This is a genomic window from Streptomyces sp. AMJ-169, from assembly GCF_055597585.1.
This window is the reverse complement of sequence record NZ_JBVLTJ010000015.1, coordinates 106,646-124,791: the sequence shown is the minus strand read 5'-3', so window position 1 is coordinate 124,791 and position 18,146 is coordinate 106,646. Positions and strand designations below refer to the sequence as shown.

Genomic DNA, 18,146 nt, shown 5'->3' with positions numbered 1-18,146 from the left:
TCTGCTGTGGGGGGGGGGGTGGGTCAGGCGTCGGGGATGTCCCGTTTGGCTCGGGCGATGCAGTCTCTGGGGACGATGACGATCGTCTCGCCCGGGGATCGGGTGATGCCTGGGGGGAGGTGGGGGGTGAGGGTGGCGGTGGCTTCGGTGCCGATGACGGCGAAGGAGCCGTCGGAGAGTTCGAAGAGGTCGGGGCAGGTTTCGGCGGTCATGCTGCCGCGGAGTTTGGGGGCGTCGCCTAGGCGGCGGGAGATGCGGGGCGGGTGAAGAGGCATGTTATGGACCTACCACCCACCACTCGTCCGGGTCGTCCTCCAGATCGGTGAACATCTGATCGACCGCCGCTCCGACCCTGGCCTCGGGCGACCCCTCCGGCAAGCTCCGCCGGTGATCGGTCGTCCGGTCCCAGTACTCCGCGAACACCGGGTTGCGGCACAGCACCCTCAGGTGGCCCAGCAGTTCCTCCCAGGTCAGGGATTCCGTGCGGTAGGCGAGGAAGAGGATGCCGTACTCCCGGTTGGCGAACAGGAGTTGGCGGCGTTTGGACGGGGGCAGGCCCGTCAGGGTGCTCATCGCGTCCGCCAGGGCGGGGTCGTCGATGGTGCGGTCGAGCTGTTCGACCGTCAGCCGGTACTGCTGGATCAGATTGGCCTTGCGGACCTCCTCGGTCATGAGCGCGACCTGGTGGACCAGCTGGAGCATCAGCTCCTCGTACCGCCGGCGCCGGGTGCCCGGGGCGAGGCGGGCGCGGAGGTGGCCGGCGCCGGCGGCCAGCACGGTACCTAATCGGTGCCGCCCGGGCGTTTTCTGTGGGCCCCTCAAGGCAACCCCCTGGTCAGGTGGCGGGCGGTGGGCGAACCGCCTCGACCTCAGCGTGCCCGGCGGGGCAAACACGCATGGGAGGCGGAGAGGGGGCGCACGGAAGGTCAGGGTGGTCGGGGCGCGGGGCGCGCTGCCGTACGTGTGCCCCCGGGAGCGCCGTCTGCCCTACTTCGCCTTGCGGGCGTCGTACTCCTCGCGGGCTGCCAGCACCTCGTCGAGGCGGTGCTGGGTCCAGGCGGCCAGGGCGCTGACCTGTTCGGCTGCCTCGCGGCCGAGGGGGGTGAGGGAGTAGTCGACGCGGGGCGGGATGACGGGGTGGGCGTGGCGGTGGACGAAGCCGTCGCGCTCCAGGGTCTGGAGGGTCTGGGTGAGCATCTTCTCGCTGACCCTGCCGATCGCGCGGCGCAGTTCGCTGAAGCGGTAGGGGCGGTCCAGGAGTTCGATCAGGACGAGGACGCCCCAGCGGCTGGTGAGGTGTTCCATGACCAGGCGGTGGGGGCAGACCGCGCCGTCGGTGTCGTGGGTGAGATAGGTGCTTACCGTCATGCCAGTACCTTACTTTGAAGTGGGTACTTTCTTTTGGTTAGCGCAGATCTTAGGGTGAGTGCCACGCACCCCACAAGGAGTCACAGATCATGAGCATCGTCGTCACCGGAGCCACCGGGAACCTCGGCCGTCACGTCGTCACGCAGCTGCTGGAGAAGGTGCCCGCCGAGCAGATCACGGCCGTCGTGCGCGACGAGGCCAAGGCCGCCGACCTCGCCGCGCGGGGCGTCAAGCTGGCCGTCGCGGACTACAACGCCCCCGAGACCTTCGACGGCGTCTTCGCGGCCGGTGACAAGGTCCTGCTGATCTCGGGCAACGAGTTCGACAAGGGCCGCCCCGCGCAGCACCAGGTCGTCATCGACGCCGCCAAGGCCGCGGGCGTCGCGCTGCTGGCGTACACCTCCGCGCCGGGCACGCTGACCGCGACCCTCGCCGACGACCACCGGGCCACCGAGAAGGCGCTGCTCGCCTCCGGGCTGACGTACGTGCTGCTGCGCAACGGCTGGTACCACGAGGTGTACACCGAGAACCTCGCGCCGGTCCTGGAGCACGGCGCGGTGACCGCCGCCGCCGGCGAGGGCCGCATCTCGACGGCCGGCCGCGCGGACTACGCCGCCGCCGCGGTCGCGGTGCTGACCGGCGAGGGGCACGAGAACAAGACGTACGAGCTGGGCAGCGACGTGTCCTGGAGCCAGGCCGAGTACGCCGCCGAGGTGGGCCGGCAGACCGGCAAGGAGATCGGGTACCACCCCGTCTCCGTCGAGACGCTGATCGGGATCCTGACCGGGGCGGGGCTGCCGGAGCCGGTCGCGGCGCTGTTCGCGGGGGTGGACGCGGCGATCGAGAAGGGGGAGCTGCTGATCACGTCCGGGGATCTGGCGCGGCTGATCGGGCGGCCGGCTTCGCCGGTGGCCGAGGCTATCGCGGTGGCGTTGAAGGGCTGAGCGGGGGGGGGTTGGCGGGGCTGGGCTCGGGCGCTGGGCTCGGGTTGAGTGCCGCTGGGCTCGGGGCTGGGCTCTGGGCCGGTGTTCCGCTGCTGTTCTCCGCCCCCGGCTGTCATGACCGTATCCCGATACGGGCATGACAGCCGGGGGCTCTCGGCGTTACCTTCGGGGCGCGTCCGTGTGGGGCGTTCGGGCGGTGGAGCGGAGGGGTCGTGGCGGACGAGCGTGAGGGGCGGACCGGGCTGCTGAACGGGGTCGCGGCGTACGGGATGTGGGGCCTGGTCCCGCTGTTCTGGCCGCTGCTGAAACCCGCGGGGTCCGTGGAGATCCTGGCCCACCGGATGACGTGGTCCCTCGTCTTCGTCGCCGGCGCGCTGCTCGTCGTACGGCGCTGGGCATGGGCCGGGGAGTTGCTGCGGCAGCCCCGGCGGCTGGCGCTGGTGGTGGTCGCCGCCGTGGTGATCAGCGTCAACTGGGGGCTGTACATCTGGTCCGTCAACAACGGGCACGTCGTCGAGGCGTCCCTCGGGTACTTCATCAATCCGCTGGTCACCATAGCGATGGGCGTGCTGCTGCTGAAGGAGCGGCTGCGGCCCGTGCAGTGGGCGGCCGTGGGGACCGGGTTCGGCGCCGTCGTCGTCCTCACCGTCGGGTACGGGCGGCCGCCCTGGATCTCGCTGGTCCTCGCGTTCTCCTTCGCGACGTACGGGCTGGTGAAGAAGAAGGTCGGGCTCGGCGGGGTGGAGTCGCTGGCCGCCGAGACGGCCGTGCTGTTCCTACCCGCGCTGGGGTATCTGGTGTGGCTCGGGGTGCGGGGGGAGTCGACGTTCCTGGGGGAAGGGGCCGGGCATTCGCTGCTGCTCGCCTCCACCGGGGTCGTCACGGCCGTGCCGCTCGTGTGTTTCGGGGCCGCGGCCATACGGGTGCCGTTGTCGACTCTGGGGTTGTTGCAGTATCTGGCGCCTGTGTTTCAGTTTCTGCTCGGGGTGCTGTATTTCCATGAGGCGATGTCTGGTGAGCGGTGGGTGGGGTTCGGGTTGGTGTGGGTTTCGTTGATGGTGTTGACGTGGGATGCGTTGCGGGCGGCTCGGCGGGGGCGGGTGGCTGTGGCGGCGGTGGCCGGTTCGGGGGCCGGGTCGGCGTCCGGTTCGGGGTCCGGTTCAGGGGCCGCGCGGGGGGTCGTACAAGCTGATGACGCGAACTCCCTCTTGACGGATCGTTGACTCCCGCTTCACCATCCAGTCACCCCAATTCACCGTGGGCGCCCGCGTGTTACCCCGTGCGGGCGGCCCACCTGGAGCTGGAAGCGACCCCCCACATGAAGCTCTCTGTTTCCGCGCGGTCGGCGGCGGCTGCCGTCGTCGCCGGTGTCACCTTGCTGGCCACCGGCTCGTCCGCCGGGGCCGTCGACGCGCCCCGCGTCCTCGCCGCGCCCGATATTTCGCTGGCCAACGTCAAAGCCCACCTCACCCAGTTCTCCTCCATCGCCGCCGCCAACGGGGGCAACCGGGCGCACGGGCGGGCCGGTTATCTCGCCTCCGTCAACTATGTGAAGGGGCTGCTGGACTCGGCCGGGTTCACCACGACCGTGCAGCAGTTCACCTCCGGCGGGCGGACCGGGTACAACCTCATAGCCGACTGGCCCGGCGGAGACTCGAATCAGGTTGTCATGGCCGGGTCACATTTGGACAGTGTGACCTCCGGGGCCGGGATCAACGACAACGGGTCCGGGTCGGCGGCGATCCTGGAGACCGCGCTCGCCGTGGCCCGCGCGAACTATCAGCCCACCAAGCATCTTCGGTTCGCCTGGTGGGGGGCCGAGGAGCTGGGGCTCGTGGGGTCGCGGTACTACGTCAACAACCTCTCCGCCGCCAACCGGGCCAAGATCAGCGGGTATCTCAACTTCGACATGATCGGGTCGCCCAACCCCGGGTACTTCGTGTACGACGACGATCCGACGATCGAGAAGACGTTCAAGGACTACTACGCGGGGATCGGGATCTCCACCGAGATCGAGACCGAGGGGGACGGGCGGTCGGATCACGCGCCGTTCAAGAACGTGGGGGTGCCGGTCGGGGGGATCTTCAGCGGGGCCGACTATGTGAAGACGGCTGCGCAGGCCGGCAAGTGGGGTGGGACTTCGGGGCGGGCGTTCGACTCCTGCTATCACTCTTCGTGCGACACGACCGCGAACATCAATGACACCGCGTTGGATCGGAATGCGGATGCGGTGGCTTATGCGGTGTGGGGGTTGTCTTCGTAGGGGGGTGATGGGGTGGGGGCGGGGCGGATTGGGGGGTGGGCTTGGGGGTTGGGCTTGAGGGCGGGCTTCGGGGGGCGTCTTCCTGAGGGGGGGCGCCTTCCGGGGTGCGGTGGCTTGAGGGGTGCGGCGGCTATCGCGGGTGCGGCGGCTTTCGGGGTTGCGGCGGCTTAGGGCTGCGGTGGCTTTCGAGGGTGCGGCAGCTCAGGGCTGCGGCGGCTTTCGAGGGTGCGGCGACCTTCGGGGGTGCGGCAGCTCAGGGCTGCGGCGGCTATCGCGGGTGCGGCGACCTTCGGGGGTGCAGCGGCTTTCGGGTTGCGGTGACTTTCGGGTTGCGGTGGCTTCCCTGAGTCAGTTGCCTTCCTTCGCCCGTGCCCGGTCCGCCAAGCGGAGCATCCTGGTGCGGGCCGACTCCAGGCGGTCCATGTCCGCCGCCGCCGGGGTGCCCTCCTCCGTCGCCAACTCCGTCCACAGGACCAGGAGTTCGGTGCCCAGGTTGAGGCCCTGTACGGGTTCGCGTACGGCACGCCACGCGGTCGCCGCGCTCTGGACGTTGCCGTACGCGGACTCCTGGTCGCCCGTCCTGCGGTGGATCCTCGCGAGGTCCAGGGAGACGTGGAAGGCGCGCAGCGGGTCGCCGGACAAGTACGCGATGTACGCGGCGAGTTCACGGGTCCGGAGTACTTCCGGGTGCTCCGGGCCCAGCGTCGCCGACGCCTCGACCACCGTCTGCTCCGCCAGCGCCACCGCCGCGTCTATCCGGCCCGCCCGCACCGCCTCGTTGACCCTCGCGATGGGCTCCGCCAGGAGGGCGGGGGGTGTGGCGGGGGCGTCGGCCAGGACGGACTCCGCCACCGCGTCGAACCCTCGGGCCGGGGTGGGCCTGGGTTCCGGCTCCGGGGCGAGGGACTCGGGGTCGATCAGGGGGGTGGGGGCGGGTGTCGGGGGGTGCGGGTTCGGTTCGGTGGGGAGGGGTTTCACGTCGATCGGGATGGGGAGTTGGAGGGCCATGTCCGGGGGCGGGCCGAAGACTCCGGTGGGGGGTGTGACCGTGCCGGTGGGTTCCGTGTACGGGGAGTTCGCCATGTCGGGGTGGTCCTGCGCCGGCCGGAGGGCGAAGGTGGGGGCGGATTCTGTGTACGGCTGGGGGGTGGGGGGTTGGGGGGCGGGGGGTTGACGGTCCGCCGTGTTCTGCCGCTGCGGGCGCAGCGCGAAGGTGGGGACCTGCTCCACGTACGGCTTCGGCTCGGGGTCTTGGTAGGGCTGGGCCTCGGGGGCTTGCCTGTCCACCGCGTTCTTCGACTTCGGCCGCAGCCCGAACGTCGGGGACGGCTCCACGTACGGCTTCGGCCCGACGTCCTGACCGTCCGCCGTGCTCCCCTGCTTCCGGCGCAGTCCGAACGTCGGGGACTGCTCCACGTACGGCTTCGGCTCAGCGTCCCGCCCGTCCGCCGTGTGCTCCGGGATCGCCCTTAGGGGGAACGTTCGGGGGGAGTTCTTCTGCGGCAGTGGTGGGGTGGGCGGGGGGAAGTCCTCGTCCACGGGGGCAGGCGTCGGTGCCGGGACCGTCGGTGGGGTCGTCGGCATCGGGGGGATCTCCGGGGGGCTCGGGCGTTGGGCCGGGAGTTCCTGGGCCGGTTGCTTCTGCGGCAGTTGCTCCTGCGCCGGCAGGCACCTCGGCTCGCCCAGCAGTCTGCTCGCGCCGTCCGCGTCCACCTGGATGGGGACCACGTATCCGCCCGGTTCGTCGTGGATCGTCGCCTGGACCGGCTGGCCTGTCGCCAGCGCGATGCGGCGGAGGTGGGCGAGGACCGTGTGCTGGATGTCCTCGCCGTCGGGGGCGGTGATCTGTACGCCGCCGATGGACGCGGTGGCGCCGGGGGCGGGCCTCGTGACGCGGACGTCGATCGGTGCGGGGGCCAGTACGGCGGCCGGCTGGGCCGTACCCTTCTCGTCCCGCTTCTTCCCACGCCTGAGCAGCGCCATCTTTCCCTCGCTCGGATCCGCACGCTTACTGGCGAGTATGTCCGGTCGGGCCGGGTGGTCACGTCACCGGGACGTCACAGCCTCGTTCCAGAAAGCGGGGGGTGGGGTGTGCGGGTGGGTGGGCTTGGGGTCGTCTGCGGGTGTCTCGCCGGGGGGGCTCGGGATCGTCTGCGCGTTCCTCGCCGGTGGGTTGTCGCCTGCGGTTCGGTCGTGGGTCGGTGCCGTGCCGGGGGGTGTCCGTCCTCGGTCCGGCGGTTCTGCTTCTCATGCCGGGAGCCGGAGTTGACGCCGGACGCTGCGGGCGGACACCCCCCGCCACGTCCCCTTCCCGCCGTACGCGGCTTCCCGCCTGCGCCGGGTCCTGCCGACGCCTGCGCGCCGTCGTCCCCTCCCGCCGTGCGCGGCTTTCCGCCCGTGGGGGGGCTCCCATGCGTACGGGCCTCCCGCCGTTCGCTGCTCTCCCCCGGCCCGGGGGTCTGCCGACGCCTGCGCGCCGTACGATCCTCCCGGCGTTCGGCCTTCCCGGCGTACGTCAGCCAGCCTCACCCAAAGTCTCCCCCTCCTCCACCCCCTCCCCTCCTCAAGGGCTGTTCTGTTGTTCGGAGTTGTATGAGTGCTCTCTCTGTCGCACGGGCTGTTCGGGGTGGGGCTGTTTCTGCTGTGGGGGTTGTTCGGGCTGCGCTGGCTCGTATCGCTCGGCTCGATCCTGTGTTGTGTGCGTTTTCCGAGGTGTGGGAGGAGGAGGCGCTGGAGTGGGCGCGGGACGTGGATGTGCGGGTTCGGGGTGGGGAGTTGTTGGTGTTGGCCGGGGTGCCGATCGGGGTGAAGGGGTGGTCTCCGGTGGTGGCGGCGCTGGTGCGGGCCGGGTGTGTGCCGGTGGGGGCCACTGCCGTGCCGGGTGCGGGAACTGCCTGGAAGACATGGGGAGTTGGGCGGCATGGGCGGACGGTCAATCCGTGGCGGCACGACCGTACGCCGGGCGGGTCCTCCGCCGGGTCCGCCGTCGCCGTGGCCGCGGGGCTCGTGCCGCTGGCCACCGGGAGCGACGGGGCCGGGTCGGTGCGGATTCCCGCCGCGTGGTGCGGAGTTGTCGGGCTCAAGGTGACCAATGGGCGGTTCCCCTCTCCGGATCGGACCGGACTTGCGGCGCCTGGGCTGATGGGGCTCGATCCGGCCGATGTGCTGGCCGCTTGGGAGGTCGTCTCCGGGGCGACCGCGCAGACGCTTCCGGGCAGGCCGAGACGAACTCCTCTGGACGGGCTTGAGCCGGCCTCTCCGGACAGGCCCGCACATGCCTCTCTGGACGGGCCCGCGCATGCCTCTCCGGACCAGCCCGCACAAGCCCCTCCGGACGGGCAGGCGCAACCCCATCTGGGCAGGCCCGCGCAGACCTCTCCGGACAGGCCCGCACAAGCCCCTCCGGACCAGGCGCAACCCCATCTGGGCAGGCCCGCACAAGCCTCTCCGAACGGGTCCGTTCAAGCCCCTCTGAGCAGGCTCGCGCAAGCCCCGCTGGACCGGCCCGCACAAATCTCTCTGGGCGGGCCCGCGCATGCCTCCCCGAACGGACTTGTCCAAGCCCCTCTGAGTCGACCCGCGCAAACCTCTCTGGGCAGGCCCGCGCAAGCCCCTCTGGACGAACGGCCCCTCTCCGCCCCCTCGTCACCCGTTCCCGAACGCCCCCTCACCGCCCTCTGGTCCCCCGGCCTCGGCTTCGTCACCCCCGATCCCGAGCCCCTCTCCCTGGCCGAAGCCACCATGCGGCGGCTCGTCGGCGGCGGTGTCATACGGCTCGCCGGGCCCTCCGACGCCCTCCTCCTCGACGACCCCGCCCCGGCATGGCTCGCACTCCGCTCCCCCGAAGGCGGCTCCCCCGGCGAACGTCGGCTCAATCAGCGGCAGTTGGACGACGTCTTCCGGCGCGCAGACCTGCTCCTCACCCCTACGACCCCCAACGCCGCCCACGGCCACGACGGCCCGGGCGACCGCTACTCCACCGCCCTGACCTGGGCATTCAACCTGAGCGGCCATCCGGCGATCAGCGTGCCGGCCGGAGTGGGGGCGGACGGATGCCCGGTCGGGCTCCAGATCGTCGCGCGGCACGGGCGGGAGCGGCTGCTGTTGGAGGTGGCCCGGGAGGTGGGGGCGGGGCGTCCGGCCCCTTTCCAGCGGTCCCCGAAGTGGGCCGACCGGTCCCGGAAGTAGCCCAGCCTGCGCCCGAAGCGGCCCTAGCTCAATCCATGCACGCGCATATAAAGTACCGTCGTACTGATCTGGCTCGTTCATCCCTGGGGGCGTCATGGCGGACCGTCGTTTTCTGTTCGTGGTCGGTAGTAGTCGGCTCGGGGGGAATTCCGAGTTGCTTGCTCGGCGGGCCGCTGAGCAGTTGCCGGGTGGGGTGTCGCAGGAGTGGGTCAGTTTGGTGGAGCGGCCGTTGCCGGACTTTGTGGATCTGCGGCATGACGGGGAGGGGATCGCCGCGCCGGTTGACGAGCATGCGCGGCTGTTGCTGGATTCGACGCTTCGGGCTACCGACATCGTGATCGTGTCGCCGTTGTACTGGTACTCGGTCTCGGCGCTCACCAAGCGCTACCTGGACTACTGGTCGGGGTGGCTGCGGGTGCCCGGGATCGACTTCAAGGGGACCCTTAAGGGGCGCACGCTCTGGGGGGTCTGTGCGCTGGCGACCGAGGAGGTCTCGGTTGCCGACCCTTACGTGGGAACCCTGAACAACTCGGCCGCCTATATGGGTATGCGGTTCGGCGGGGTGCTCTTCGGCAACGGGACCTCGCGGGGGGACGTCCTCAAGGACGCCGACGCGCTCGCCCGTGCGAAGACCTTCTTCTCGGGGGAGCCGGCGGACGCTCCGCTCGCGCTGTTCCCGCACCAGCTCAGGCCGTGATGTCCTTCGCCGCGAACCTCGCCCACGCGGCCGAGCCGAACACGGCCGCGTACAGGGCTTGCAGGCCCAGGTTCCGCTGGATGTCGTCCCAGTAGACCGGCTCGCGCATCAGGTCGGCGAAGGACAGCCAGTAGTGGGAGAAGAAGTACGGCTGGAGGGCGTGCAGTTGGGGGATCTGGTCGAGGATCTGGACGGTGATCAGGAGGCCTACGGTCGTCGCCATCGCCGCGATGCCGCTGTTCGTCAGGGTGGAGATGAACAGGCCCAGGGCCGCGATCCCCGTCAGCGACAGCGCCACCGCCAGCGCGATCAGCAGCGCCCTCAGCAGGCCGTCCGCGAAGGTGATCCGGGTGCCCGAGATCGTCGTCAGATCCCCTAGGGGGAAGAGCAGCGCGCCCACCGCCAGGGCCGACAGAGCCACGGTCAGGGTCGCGATCAGGCAGAACGTCATCGTCGTCAGGTACTTGGTCAGCAGCAGGCGGGTGCGGCCGGCCGGGGCGACCAGCAGGTAGCGCAGGGTTCCCGCGTTCGCCTCGCCCGCGATCGCGTCGCCCGCGATGACGCCTACGGCCATCGGCAGGAAGAACGGCAAGGTCGCCGCGAGTGCCGTGAACACCAGGAACAGGCCGTTGTTGGTGATCTGCGCGATGAACGCCGGGCCGCCGCCGGGGCCACTGCCCGCCGAAGAGCCGCCGCTCGTCTCGATCTTCACCGCGATCCCTACGAGGATCGGGACCGCCGCCAGGACCGCCAGCAGGGCGAGCGTCCGCCAGCGGCGGAGAGTGATCGAGAGTTCGCTCGCCAGCAGGCCTAGGGTCCAGAAGGGGCTTGGGGGGTGGGAGGGGTGGGAGGGTGATGGGCGTGAGGGGTGGGAGGGTGAGAGGTGGGAGGGGCGCGAGGGGTGGGAGGAGGAGGGAAGTGAGGGGTTCTTCAGGGGGCGGGGCGGTGTCGGTGGCTCGGGTGTCGGCGTCAGCTCGGGTGCCGGTGCCGGGTCTGACCTCAGCTCGGGTGCCGGGTCAGGCCTCAGCGTCAGCTCGGGTGCCGGGTCGGGCCTCAGCGTCAGTTCGGGTGCCGGTGCCGGGTCTGACCTCAGCTCGGGTGCCTGTGCCGGTGCCGGGTCCGGGTCCGGTGTCAGCTCGGGTGCCAGGTCTGGCCTCAGCGTCAGCTCGGGTGCCGGTGCCGGATCTGGCGTCAGCTCGGGTGCCGGGTCTGGCCTCAGCGTCAGTTCGGGTGCCTGTGCCAGTGCCGGGTCAGTCCTCGCCGACGTCGCCGGCCGCGCCGGATCCGCCGTCGCCGCCTTCTCCTCCGTCCCCGTCTCCTGCGTCCCCCTCTTCTCAGCCCGCGACATCAAACCCCTCACCCGTCAGTTCCACGAACGCGTCCTCCAGCGACGCCCGTCGGACGCCGAACGCTCTCACCCTTACGCCCGCCCTCACCAACGCCGCGTTCAGGTCCGCCAGGTCTCGGTCCGGGGGGTCCGCGGTGACTTGGTCGGCTGTCGTTGTCACGTCCGTCAGGCCCTGTTCCTTCAACACCCTTGCCGCGTCGGCCGGGTCGGGGGTCGTCACGAGGAGTCTGCCTCTTGCTCGGGCCGCCAGCTCCGTCACCGGGCCCTGGGTGATCAGGCGGCCCCTGGCCATCACCGCCGCGTGGGTGCAGACCTGTTCGATCTCGTCGAGGAGGTGGGAGGAGAGGAATACGGTCGTGCCGTCCGCCGCCAACTCCCTTACCAGGGTGCGGATTTCGCGCATGCCCTGCGGGTCGAGGCCGTTCGTCGGCTCGTCCAGGACCAGGAGTTTGCGGGGCTGGAGCAACGCCGCTGCCAGGCCCAGGCGTTGCTTCATGCCGAGCGAGTACGCCCTGGCCTTCTTGCCGGCCGCCGCCGTCAGGCCGACCCGGTCAAGTGCCTCTGCTACACGGGCGGTTCGCGTTCTCGGGTCGGCTGTGGGGTCGGCGGCGTCGTAGCGTACGAGGTTGTCGCGGCCGGAGAGGAAGCCGTACAGCGCCGGGCCCTCGATCAACGCGCCTACCTGGGGGAGGACTTCGCGGGCCGCGCCGGGCATCGGTTCGCCAAGCACCCTCGCTGTGCCCGAAGTCGGCGCGATCAGGCCCATCAGCATGCGGATGGTCGTCGTCTTCCCCGAGCCGTTGGGCCCGAGAAAGCCGAAGACACTGCCCGCCGGGACGGTCAAGTCGAGGGAGTCCACGGCCAGTTGGCCACCCCGGTAGCGCTTGGTGAGGGCTTTGGTGTGGATCACGGGGGCATCGGGTGATGCGAGATACGGCGGGGGCGGCGTGAGGGGAGAGGGCGACGCCGGCGGGGGCTGGGGTGAACCGGGCGGAGACTGCGCGGGCGGGGTGGGAGGGGATGCGGGCGGCGCGAGGGGAGAAGGCGCGGGCGAGGGCTCAGGCGGTGCGGGCGACGTCGGCGGAGAAGGCGGGAGCGCGAGCGGGGTGGCGGGCGGTCCCGGGACGGTGGGCGGCGCCGACTTCGACTCCGGCCCACCCGAACCCGGCTCCAGTCCACCCGGCTCCGGCCCCAACTCCGGCCCGCCCGACTCCGGCCCGCCCGGCTCCAGTTCACCCGGCCCAGGCTTCAACTCCGCTCCACCCGAGTCCAGTCCACCCGGCCCAGGCTTCAACCCCGGTCCGCCCGGCTCCAGCTCACCCGGCCCAGGCTTCAACCCCGGCCCACCTGAACCCAGCTCACCCGCCCCAGGCCCCAACTCCGGCCCGCCCGAACCCAACTCCCCTCCCCCACCCACCACTTCACCCATATCCTCCCGCCCCCTCCCCCCCCCAGCCCCCTACCGTTACTTCTGCTCAGCCGCCTTCACCAACGCCTCCTTGGTGACCGCGCCCACATAGATCTTGCCGTCGTCCGTCATCAGCGCGTTCACCAGGCGGGTCGAGAAGACCGTGCCCTTGCCGAAGCTGCCGGAGACCTTGTCGCCGAAGGAGTTCAGGAAGCCGCCCATGGCGGAGGACGTGTCGCCGGAGGACGGGAGGGCGGCGCCCTTCGCGCCGGTGTCGAACGTGGCGATCGACGTCCAGCCCTTGCCGAGGACGTTCGGACCCTCGGAGCCCTTGCCCTCAGTCCCCTGGCCCACCGTGAAACCCTGCCCGGAGATCGCCGACGCCGCGGACTTGTCGGACGCGGCCTCCTTCCCGAGCGCGCCCCCCTCCGTCACCTTCGCCCCCTTCGGCGGCGTGAAGTCGAAGGTGGACGCGGCCGGCTTGGCGAAGTCGACCTGGGTGAAGCCCGCGTCGATCACGGCCGCGCCGCCGCTCTTCGGGGTGAGCGTGAACTTCAGCGGCAGGCCCGTCTTGGCGTCGACGGCGATGCTGATCGCGCCGACCGTCGTACCGGACTGCTTGGGCTTGACGAGGAGCTTGTAGGCGTCGCGGCCGGCGACCTGGGCGGTGCCGTCGACCGTCACGGACGTCGTGTCGTCGACGGACTTCAGGGTCTCGTCGGCGAGGTCCTTCGGGGTCGTCGGGACGGGCTCCTTGGCGTCGGCGCCCTCGGGGGACGTCGCGTGGTAGACCTCGTTGGACTTGCTGTCGTAGCCCCAGACGTCCTTGCCGTTGTGGACGAGGCTGTACTCGGCGGCGTTCTCCAGCAGGGAGAGCTTCTGCTTCTCGGGGCCGTCGGCCGCGACGCGCAGGGTGTGGGTGCCGGAGGCGAGTTCGGTGAGCTTCGCCTTGGGGTCGGCCGAGGAGCCGTCGCCGGAGGACTGGGTCGCGCTGGAGAGAAGGCTGCTCTCCAGGCCGCCGAGGTCGGGCAGGCCCAGGTCGGTCGTGATCTTCACGGTGCCGGACAGCTGCTGCACGTCCGACTTGGCGATCTTGTCGAGGAGCTGCTGGGCGGTGATCTTCGGCAGGCTCGGGTCGCCGGAGTCGGCGAGCGCGGGGACGAGGCCGATGGTCGCCGCGGCCACCCCTACGACCGTGACCGGGACGACGTACCGCACGGCCGTCCTGCGCCGCCGGGCCCGCGCCTCGTCGGCCTCGGCCATGGCCTCCGGGGTGGTGCTGTCGTCGGATGCGTACGGTGACATATGTGCCTTACCTCCGTCTTCGGCGGCGGGCCGGGCGGGCCGTCGTACGGCTGCCCTTGACCGCCATTCTCACCCGAACCGGTGAGCCGTGGTCGTTCGTCCGTACCTCCATGACACCAAACGGGACTGACAATCGCGTCAGCCCGCAGAGTCAACTCCTCGTACTCCTGCGGTATGACAAACCCCCTGGACACCTCTCGTGTCCCTTAGGGGATCAGGGTCCCTAGGGGATCAGCCCGCCCTGTGCACCACCGCGTCGCACAGCTCCACCAGCGCCGTCTTCGCGTCGCACTCCGGCAGCGGGGACAGGGCGGCGCGGGCCTCCTCCGCGTAGCGGATGGTGTCGCGGCGGGCCTGTTCCAGGGCGGGGTGGGCGCGCAGGGCGGTCAGGGCCTCGGCGTGGCGGGCGTCGTCGGTGAGGTCGGAGGCGAGGAGTTCGCACAGGGCGACGTCCTCGGGGCGGCCGTCGCGGGCGGCCATCTCGCGCAGCCGCAGCACGGGGAGGGTCGCGATGCCCTCGCGCAGGTCGGTGCCGGGGGTCTTGCCGGACTCGTGGGAGTCGGAGGCGACGTCGAGGAAGTCGTCGGCGAGCTGGAAGGCGACGCCGAGGCGCTCGCCGTACTGCGTGAGGATGTCCACGACCGTCTCGTCGGCGCCCGAGGTCATCGCGCCGAAGCGGCAGGAGACGGCGACCAGGGAGCCGGTCTTGCCGGCGAGGACGTCCAGGTAGTGCTCGACCGGGTCGCGGCCGTCGGTCGGGCCCGCGGTCTCCAGGATCTGGCCGGTGACCAGCCGCTCGAACGCCTCGGCCTGGATGCGGATGATCTCGGGGCCGAGGCCGGCGAGGATCTGGGAGGCGCGGGCGAACAGGAAGTCACCCGTGAGGACGGCGACGGAGTTGCCCCAGCGGGTGTTGGCGCTGGCGACACCGCGCCGGACGTCGGCCTCGTCCATGACGTCGTCGTGGTACAGGGTCGCCAGGTGGGTCAGCTCGACGCCGACGGCGGACGGCACGACACCGGGGGCGTAAGGGTCGCCGAACTGGGCGGTGAGCATGACGAGGAGGGGTCGGAAGCGTTTCCCGCCGGCGCGTACGAGGTGCTGCGCGGCCTCGGTGATGAACGGGACCTCGCTCTTGGTGGCCTCCAGGAGGCCCCCCTCGACGGCTGCCATCCCGGCCTGGACATCGGCTTCCAGAGCCTGGTCCCGCACGCTCAGCCCGAACGGCCCGACGACGGTCACGAGGGATCTCCTGTCTGCTGTTGCCCACTGACTGCTGTTGACGATTACACGGTTTGTCGACAGGTCGCTGCCATCACCCGAGTCAGCGTATCCGGTCAGGTTTCGATCACCGATAGCCCCCACGGTTACAGCCCGGCCCCTATCGGATCACGACCGCTATGTTTCTGATCGTTCGATACGACATGTAATGGTCCGACATATTCAGCATCTGTCCATTTTGCCGTAATTGCCGTTTCGTGAATTGGGTCACGGGGCCCCGCCGGCCACCGCGGCCTCGGCATTCCCTCTTCCCCCTGTCGTCACTTGCCAGTTGACGCTTCCCGGACGCAAACGATCAAGTCGCCCATAAACCCCTTAGCGCTCCCAATAGGGACCAGAGGTGAATCCGGCACTTGTTCCAGGCAGTCGCTCTCGCATACGTTCCCGGCCAAGTCGGACGGACGCCTAATCCTGCCGCCGTCCCGGCTCTTCCCATCGACGAAACCACTCGCGCACGGCAGGAGCGGGGGACCCAGGCAGTACGCCGTCCCGGAGCACCCCTCCGGGCCGGCTCGGGGTGAAGCCGTACCGCCTTCCCGGCGGACCGGCCGGGCACCTCCCCGCCCGAACCCGACAGCTCACCTCGCAGGCGCCGGAGAGGAACACACTCATGTCCGCATTCCGTCCCCACCGCCTCGCCCGCACCCTCGCCGTCGCCGCCACCGGCGCCGCCGTGCTCGCCCTCCCGCTGATCGGCGCGACCACCGCGTCCGCGGCCGTCAAGACCGCCTCGACGACCCCCGCCGGGTACCCCAACACCCTCGACGGCTGGATCCGCGAATCCCTCGCGATCATGTCCCAGAAGGGCATCCCGGGCAGCTACAACGGCATCTACCGCAACATCATCCGCGAGTCCTCCGGCAACCCCTGGGCCATCAACAACTGGGACTCCAACGCCGCCAAGGGCACCCCGTCCAAGGGCCTGCTCCAGGTCATCGACCCGACCTTCCAGGCGTACCACGTGTCCGGCACGGCCTACGACCCCTACGACCCGGTCGCGAACATCACCGCCGCGTGCAACTACGCGGCGGCGGTGTACGGGTCGATCGACAACGTGTACGGGGCTTACTGAGGCGCCCCGTACGGGGCTCGCCCGGTCCACTTGAGCTCCCCCTACGGGAACAGCCGCTCCAGCACCACGGCCACCCCGTCGTCCTCGTTGGACAGGGTCACCTCGTCCGCCGCCGCCTTCAGCTCGGGGTGGGCGTTGGCCATGGCGACGCCGTGGGCGGACCACTCGAACATCGGGATGTCGTTGGGCATGTCCCCGAAGGCCACCGTGGCCTCGGGGGCCAGGCCCAGCCGGTCGGCGGCCAGGGCGAGGCCCGTCGCCTTGGTGACGCCGGGCGGCTGGAGCTCCACCGTCCCCGGGCCCGACATCGTCACCGTGGCCAGCGAGCCGACCGCCGCGCGGGCGATCGCCGCCAACTCGTCGTCCGTGAGCGTCGGGTGGCGCAGCAGGACCTTGCTGATCGGCTCGCACCACAGGTCGGCGCGGTGGCCCACGCGCAGGGCCGGCAGGGTCGGGTGGGGCATCCGGTAGCCCGGCTCGATCAGGGTCAGCCCCTCGACGCCGTCCTGGTCGACGGCCGCGTACACCTGGCCGACCTCCGCCTCGATCTTGCCGAGCGCGGTCTCCGCCAGGTCCCGGTCCAAGGTCACCGACCACAGCAGGCGGCCGGCGCCGATGTCGTACACCTGGGCGCCCTGGCCGCACACCGCGAGGCCTCTGCCGCGCAGGACGTCCAGGAGGGGGCGGACCCGGGGGGCGGGGCGGCCGGTCACCACCAGGTGCCGCGCGCCGGCCTCGACGACCCGCTGGAGGGCGTCCAGCGAGCGGTCGGAGAAGGTGTCGTCGGCGCGCAGCAGTGTGCCGTCCAGGTCGGTGGCGACGAGGTCGTACGCGCGCGCGGCGGAAGCGGTGGTGGGTGCGGCCATGATCAGAGAATACGGACCCGGGCGGGCCGCCGAGGGCCAACTGGCGGTCTCGCACACGGCCGTTCGAGCGCCGGCCGGCCCTCCCCCGCCGCCCGTTCGAGCGCCCGCCGAAGCTCGCGCGGCGGTTGTTCGAACGTCCCCGTCTCAGGGCGTCTGCGAAGACTGCACCGGTTGGCAACAACATGCGGCGCTATCTACCGCGCCGGGGGCGGGAGGGGTACCGTCCAGGTTGTCCAGGGGGGACTTGATCGGGGGGTCAGGTTGAGCAGTGGGCGTACGCGCGTGCTGGGCACGCACGAGCTGGGCGAGGGGGAGCGGGAGCGGTGGCGGGCGCTGCGCGCCATGTCGGCGGCGCCCCGGAACCCGTTCATGGAACCGGAGTTCGCGGACGCCGTGGGGCGCGTGAAGGCGCGCGCCCGGGTCGCGGTGGTGTACGAGGGGCGTGAACCGGTCGGTTTCCTGCCGCACGAGCGCGGGGCGCTCGGCCGGGGGCAGGCGCTCGCGTACGGCGTGTCCGACGCGCAGGGAGCCGTCCTCACACCCGGACTCGGCCTGGAACCGGGCGAGTTGATGCGGGCCTGCGGCCTGTCGAGCTTCGCCTTCGACAACCTGGAGGCGGAACAGGCCCTGTTCGTCCCGCACGCCGCCGCCGAGTACCCGTCGTACGTCATCGACGTCGAGAAGGGCTACGACACCTACGAGTCCGTCCTGCGCGGGCAGTCGCCGAAGTTCCTGCGCACGACGCTCGCCAAGGAGCGCAAACTCGGGCGCCAGGCGGGCGAGTTGAGGTTCGTCTTCGACGAGCGCGACCCCGCCGCGCTGCGCACCCTGATGGCCTGGAAGTCCGCCCAGTACCGGCGCACGGGCCGGCGCGACCGCTTCGCGCAGGAGTGGATCACCCGACTGGTGGGGCTCCTGGCCGAGACGCGCGCCCCCGAGTGCACGGGCACGCTCTCCGTCCTCTACGCCGGCGCGCGCCCCCTCGCGGCCCACTTCGGCCTGCGCTCCTCGACCGTCCTGGCCTGCTGGTTCCCTTCCTACGACACCGAGTTCGCGAAGTTCTCGCCGGGTCTCGTGCTGCATCTGCGGATGGCCGAGGCCGCCGCCGCCGAGGGGATCAGGACGCTGGATCTCGGGCGGGGGGCCGCCGAGTACAAGGACGCGCTGCGGACGGGCGAGATCCCGGTGTACGAGGGCGCGTGGACGCGTGCGGGGGCGGGGGCGGCGCTGTACTGGCTCAGCCGCGAGCCTGCGCGCCGGGCGCATCACTTCGTGCGCGAGCGGCCTCGGTTGGCGGGGGTGGCTGCGCGGGTGCTGAAGGGGGCGGGGCGGCTGCGGGGGGGTTAGCGGGTCCGCCGGGGCTGCGGGGCCTACGGGGCCTACGGGGCTTTGTGGCGGCGGCAGTT

16 protein-coding genes, 1 pseudogene and 1 riboswitch are annotated in these 18,146 nt (G+C 71.1%); of the genes and pseudogenes, 8 read left to right on the top strand and 9 right to left on the bottom strand.

All coding sequences use genetic code 11. From position 1 onward, the window contains the following. Positions 1-23 precede the first annotated feature (23 nt). From ACYUD3_RS31220 to ACYUD3_RS31210, 3 genes are all read right to left on the bottom strand, one after another. Complete coding sequence (locus ACYUD3_RS31220) at positions 24-212, bottom strand: hypothetical protein (RefSeq protein WP_470977194.1); 189 nt, start codon at positions 210-212, stop codon at positions 24-26. Between the two features lie 64 nt (positions 213-276). Beyond that, the gene (locus tag ACYUD3_RS31215) at positions 277-777 is read right to left on the bottom strand and encodes a DUF6082 family protein (protein WP_470977191.1); all 501 of its coding nucleotides are present in this window, start codon (positions 775-777) and stop codon (positions 277-279) included. Positions 778-987: 210 nt separating this feature from the next. Beyond that, positions 988-1,368: a winged helix-turn-helix transcriptional regulator gene (locus ACYUD3_RS31210; RefSeq protein ID WP_470977188.1), complete on the bottom strand. Its 381-nt coding sequence runs from the start codon at positions 1,366-1,368 to the stop codon at positions 988-990. 89 nt (positions 1,369-1,457) lie between these two features. On the opposite strand from ACYUD3_RS31210, the gene ACYUD3_RS31205 reads away from it, so the two are divergent. The 3 genes from ACYUD3_RS31205 to ACYUD3_RS31195 all read left to right on the top strand — a co-directional run bounded on the left by ACYUD3_RS31205 (position 1,458) and on the right by ACYUD3_RS31195 (position 4,575). After that, positions 1,458-2,312 (top strand): SDR family oxidoreductase, encoded by an 855-nt coding sequence (locus tag ACYUD3_RS31205; protein ID WP_470977185.1) that lies wholly within the window; start codon positions 1,458-1,460, stop codon positions 2,310-2,312. A 269-nt stretch (positions 2,313-2,581) separates the two neighbouring features. After that, positions 2,582-3,535: an EamA family transporter RarD gene (rarD, locus tag ACYUD3_RS31200; RefSeq protein WP_470977389.1), complete on the top strand. Its 954-nt coding sequence runs from the start codon at positions 2,582-2,584 to the stop codon at positions 3,533-3,535. A gap of 95 nt (positions 3,536-3,630) precedes the next feature. After that, complete coding sequence (locus ACYUD3_RS31195) at positions 3,631-4,575, top strand: M28 family metallopeptidase (protein WP_470977182.1); 945 nt, start codon at positions 3,631-3,633, stop codon at positions 4,573-4,575. Between the two features lie 348 nt (positions 4,576-4,923). On the opposite strand, the gene ACYUD3_RS31190 is transcribed toward ACYUD3_RS31195, so the two are convergent. Then, positions 4,924-6,558 carry a tetratricopeptide repeat protein gene (locus ACYUD3_RS31190; protein WP_470977180.1) on the bottom strand — a complete coding sequence of 545 codons (1,635 nt, stop codon included), beginning with the start codon at positions 6,556-6,558 and terminating at the stop codon, positions 4,924-4,926. A 609-nt stretch (positions 6,559-7,167) separates the two neighbouring features. Between ACYUD3_RS31190 and ACYUD3_RS31185 the strand changes: the two are divergent. The 3 genes and pseudogenes from ACYUD3_RS31185 to ACYUD3_RS31175 all read left to right on the top strand — a co-directional run. Next, positions 7,168-7,839: pseudogene (locus tag ACYUD3_RS31185) on the top strand (amidase family protein); the annotation flags it as partial. Between the two features lie 477 nt (positions 7,840-8,316). Further along, positions 8,317-8,763, top strand: a complete 447-nt coding sequence (locus ACYUD3_RS31180; protein WP_470977386.1) for an amidase family protein — start codon at positions 8,317-8,319, stop codon at positions 8,761-8,763. Between the two features lie 94 nt (positions 8,764-8,857). Next, positions 8,858-9,460 (top strand): flavodoxin family protein, encoded by a 603-nt coding sequence (locus tag ACYUD3_RS31175; RefSeq protein WP_470977177.1) that lies wholly within the window; start codon positions 8,858-8,860, stop codon positions 9,458-9,460. Here ACYUD3_RS31175 and ACYUD3_RS31170 read toward each other — a convergent pair. The 4 genes from ACYUD3_RS31170 to ACYUD3_RS31155 all read right to left on the bottom strand — a co-directional run bounded on the left by ACYUD3_RS31170 (position 9,450) and on the right by ACYUD3_RS31155 (position 14,763). Further along, positions 9,450-10,268: an ABC transporter permease gene (locus tag ACYUD3_RS31170; protein WP_470977383.1), complete on the bottom strand. Its 819-nt coding sequence runs from the start codon at positions 10,266-10,268 to the stop codon at positions 9,450-9,452. The two genes, ACYUD3_RS31175 and ACYUD3_RS31170, sit on opposite strands and share 11 nt — an antisense overlap. A gap of 526 nt (positions 10,269-10,794) precedes the next feature. Next, positions 10,795-11,718, bottom strand: a complete 924-nt coding sequence (locus tag ACYUD3_RS31165) for an ABC transporter ATP-binding protein (protein ID WP_470977175.1) — start codon at positions 11,716-11,718, stop codon at positions 10,795-10,797. A 555-nt stretch (positions 11,719-12,273) separates the two neighbouring features. Next, the gene (locus ACYUD3_RS31160; RefSeq protein WP_470977172.1) at positions 12,274-13,521 is read right to left on the bottom strand and encodes a LolA family protein; all 1,248 of its coding nucleotides are present in this window, start codon (positions 13,519-13,521) and stop codon (positions 12,274-12,276) included. A gap of 231 nt (positions 13,522-13,752) precedes the next feature. After that, positions 13,753-14,763, bottom strand: a complete 1,011-nt coding sequence (locus tag ACYUD3_RS31155; RefSeq protein ID WP_470977169.1) for a polyprenyl synthetase family protein — start codon at positions 14,761-14,763, stop codon at positions 13,753-13,755. 465 nt (positions 14,764-15,228) lie between these two features. Then, positions 15,229-15,409, top strand: a riboswitch (cyclic di-AMP (ydaO/yuaA leader). Between the two features lie 3 nt (positions 15,410-15,412). On the opposite strand from ACYUD3_RS31155, the gene ACYUD3_RS31150 reads away from it, so the two are divergent. Then, positions 15,413-15,874, top strand: a complete 462-nt coding sequence (locus ACYUD3_RS31150; protein ID WP_470977166.1) for a transglycosylase SLT domain-containing protein — start codon at positions 15,413-15,415, stop codon at positions 15,872-15,874. Between the two features lie 41 nt (positions 15,875-15,915). Here the strand turns inward: ACYUD3_RS31150 and ACYUD3_RS31145 are convergent, their stop codons facing one another. Next, on the bottom strand, positions 15,916-16,740 hold the full coding sequence (locus tag ACYUD3_RS31145; protein ID WP_470977163.1) for an HAD family hydrolase: 825 nt from the start codon (positions 16,738-16,740) through the stop codon (positions 15,916-15,918). A gap of 261 nt (positions 16,741-17,001) precedes the next feature. On the opposite strand from ACYUD3_RS31145, the gene ACYUD3_RS31140 reads away from it, so the two are divergent. Then, complete coding sequence (locus ACYUD3_RS31140) at positions 17,002-18,087, top strand: GNAT family N-acetyltransferase (protein WP_470977160.1); 1,086 nt, start codon at positions 17,002-17,004, stop codon at positions 18,085-18,087. Positions 18,088-18,146 lie beyond the last annotated feature (59 nt).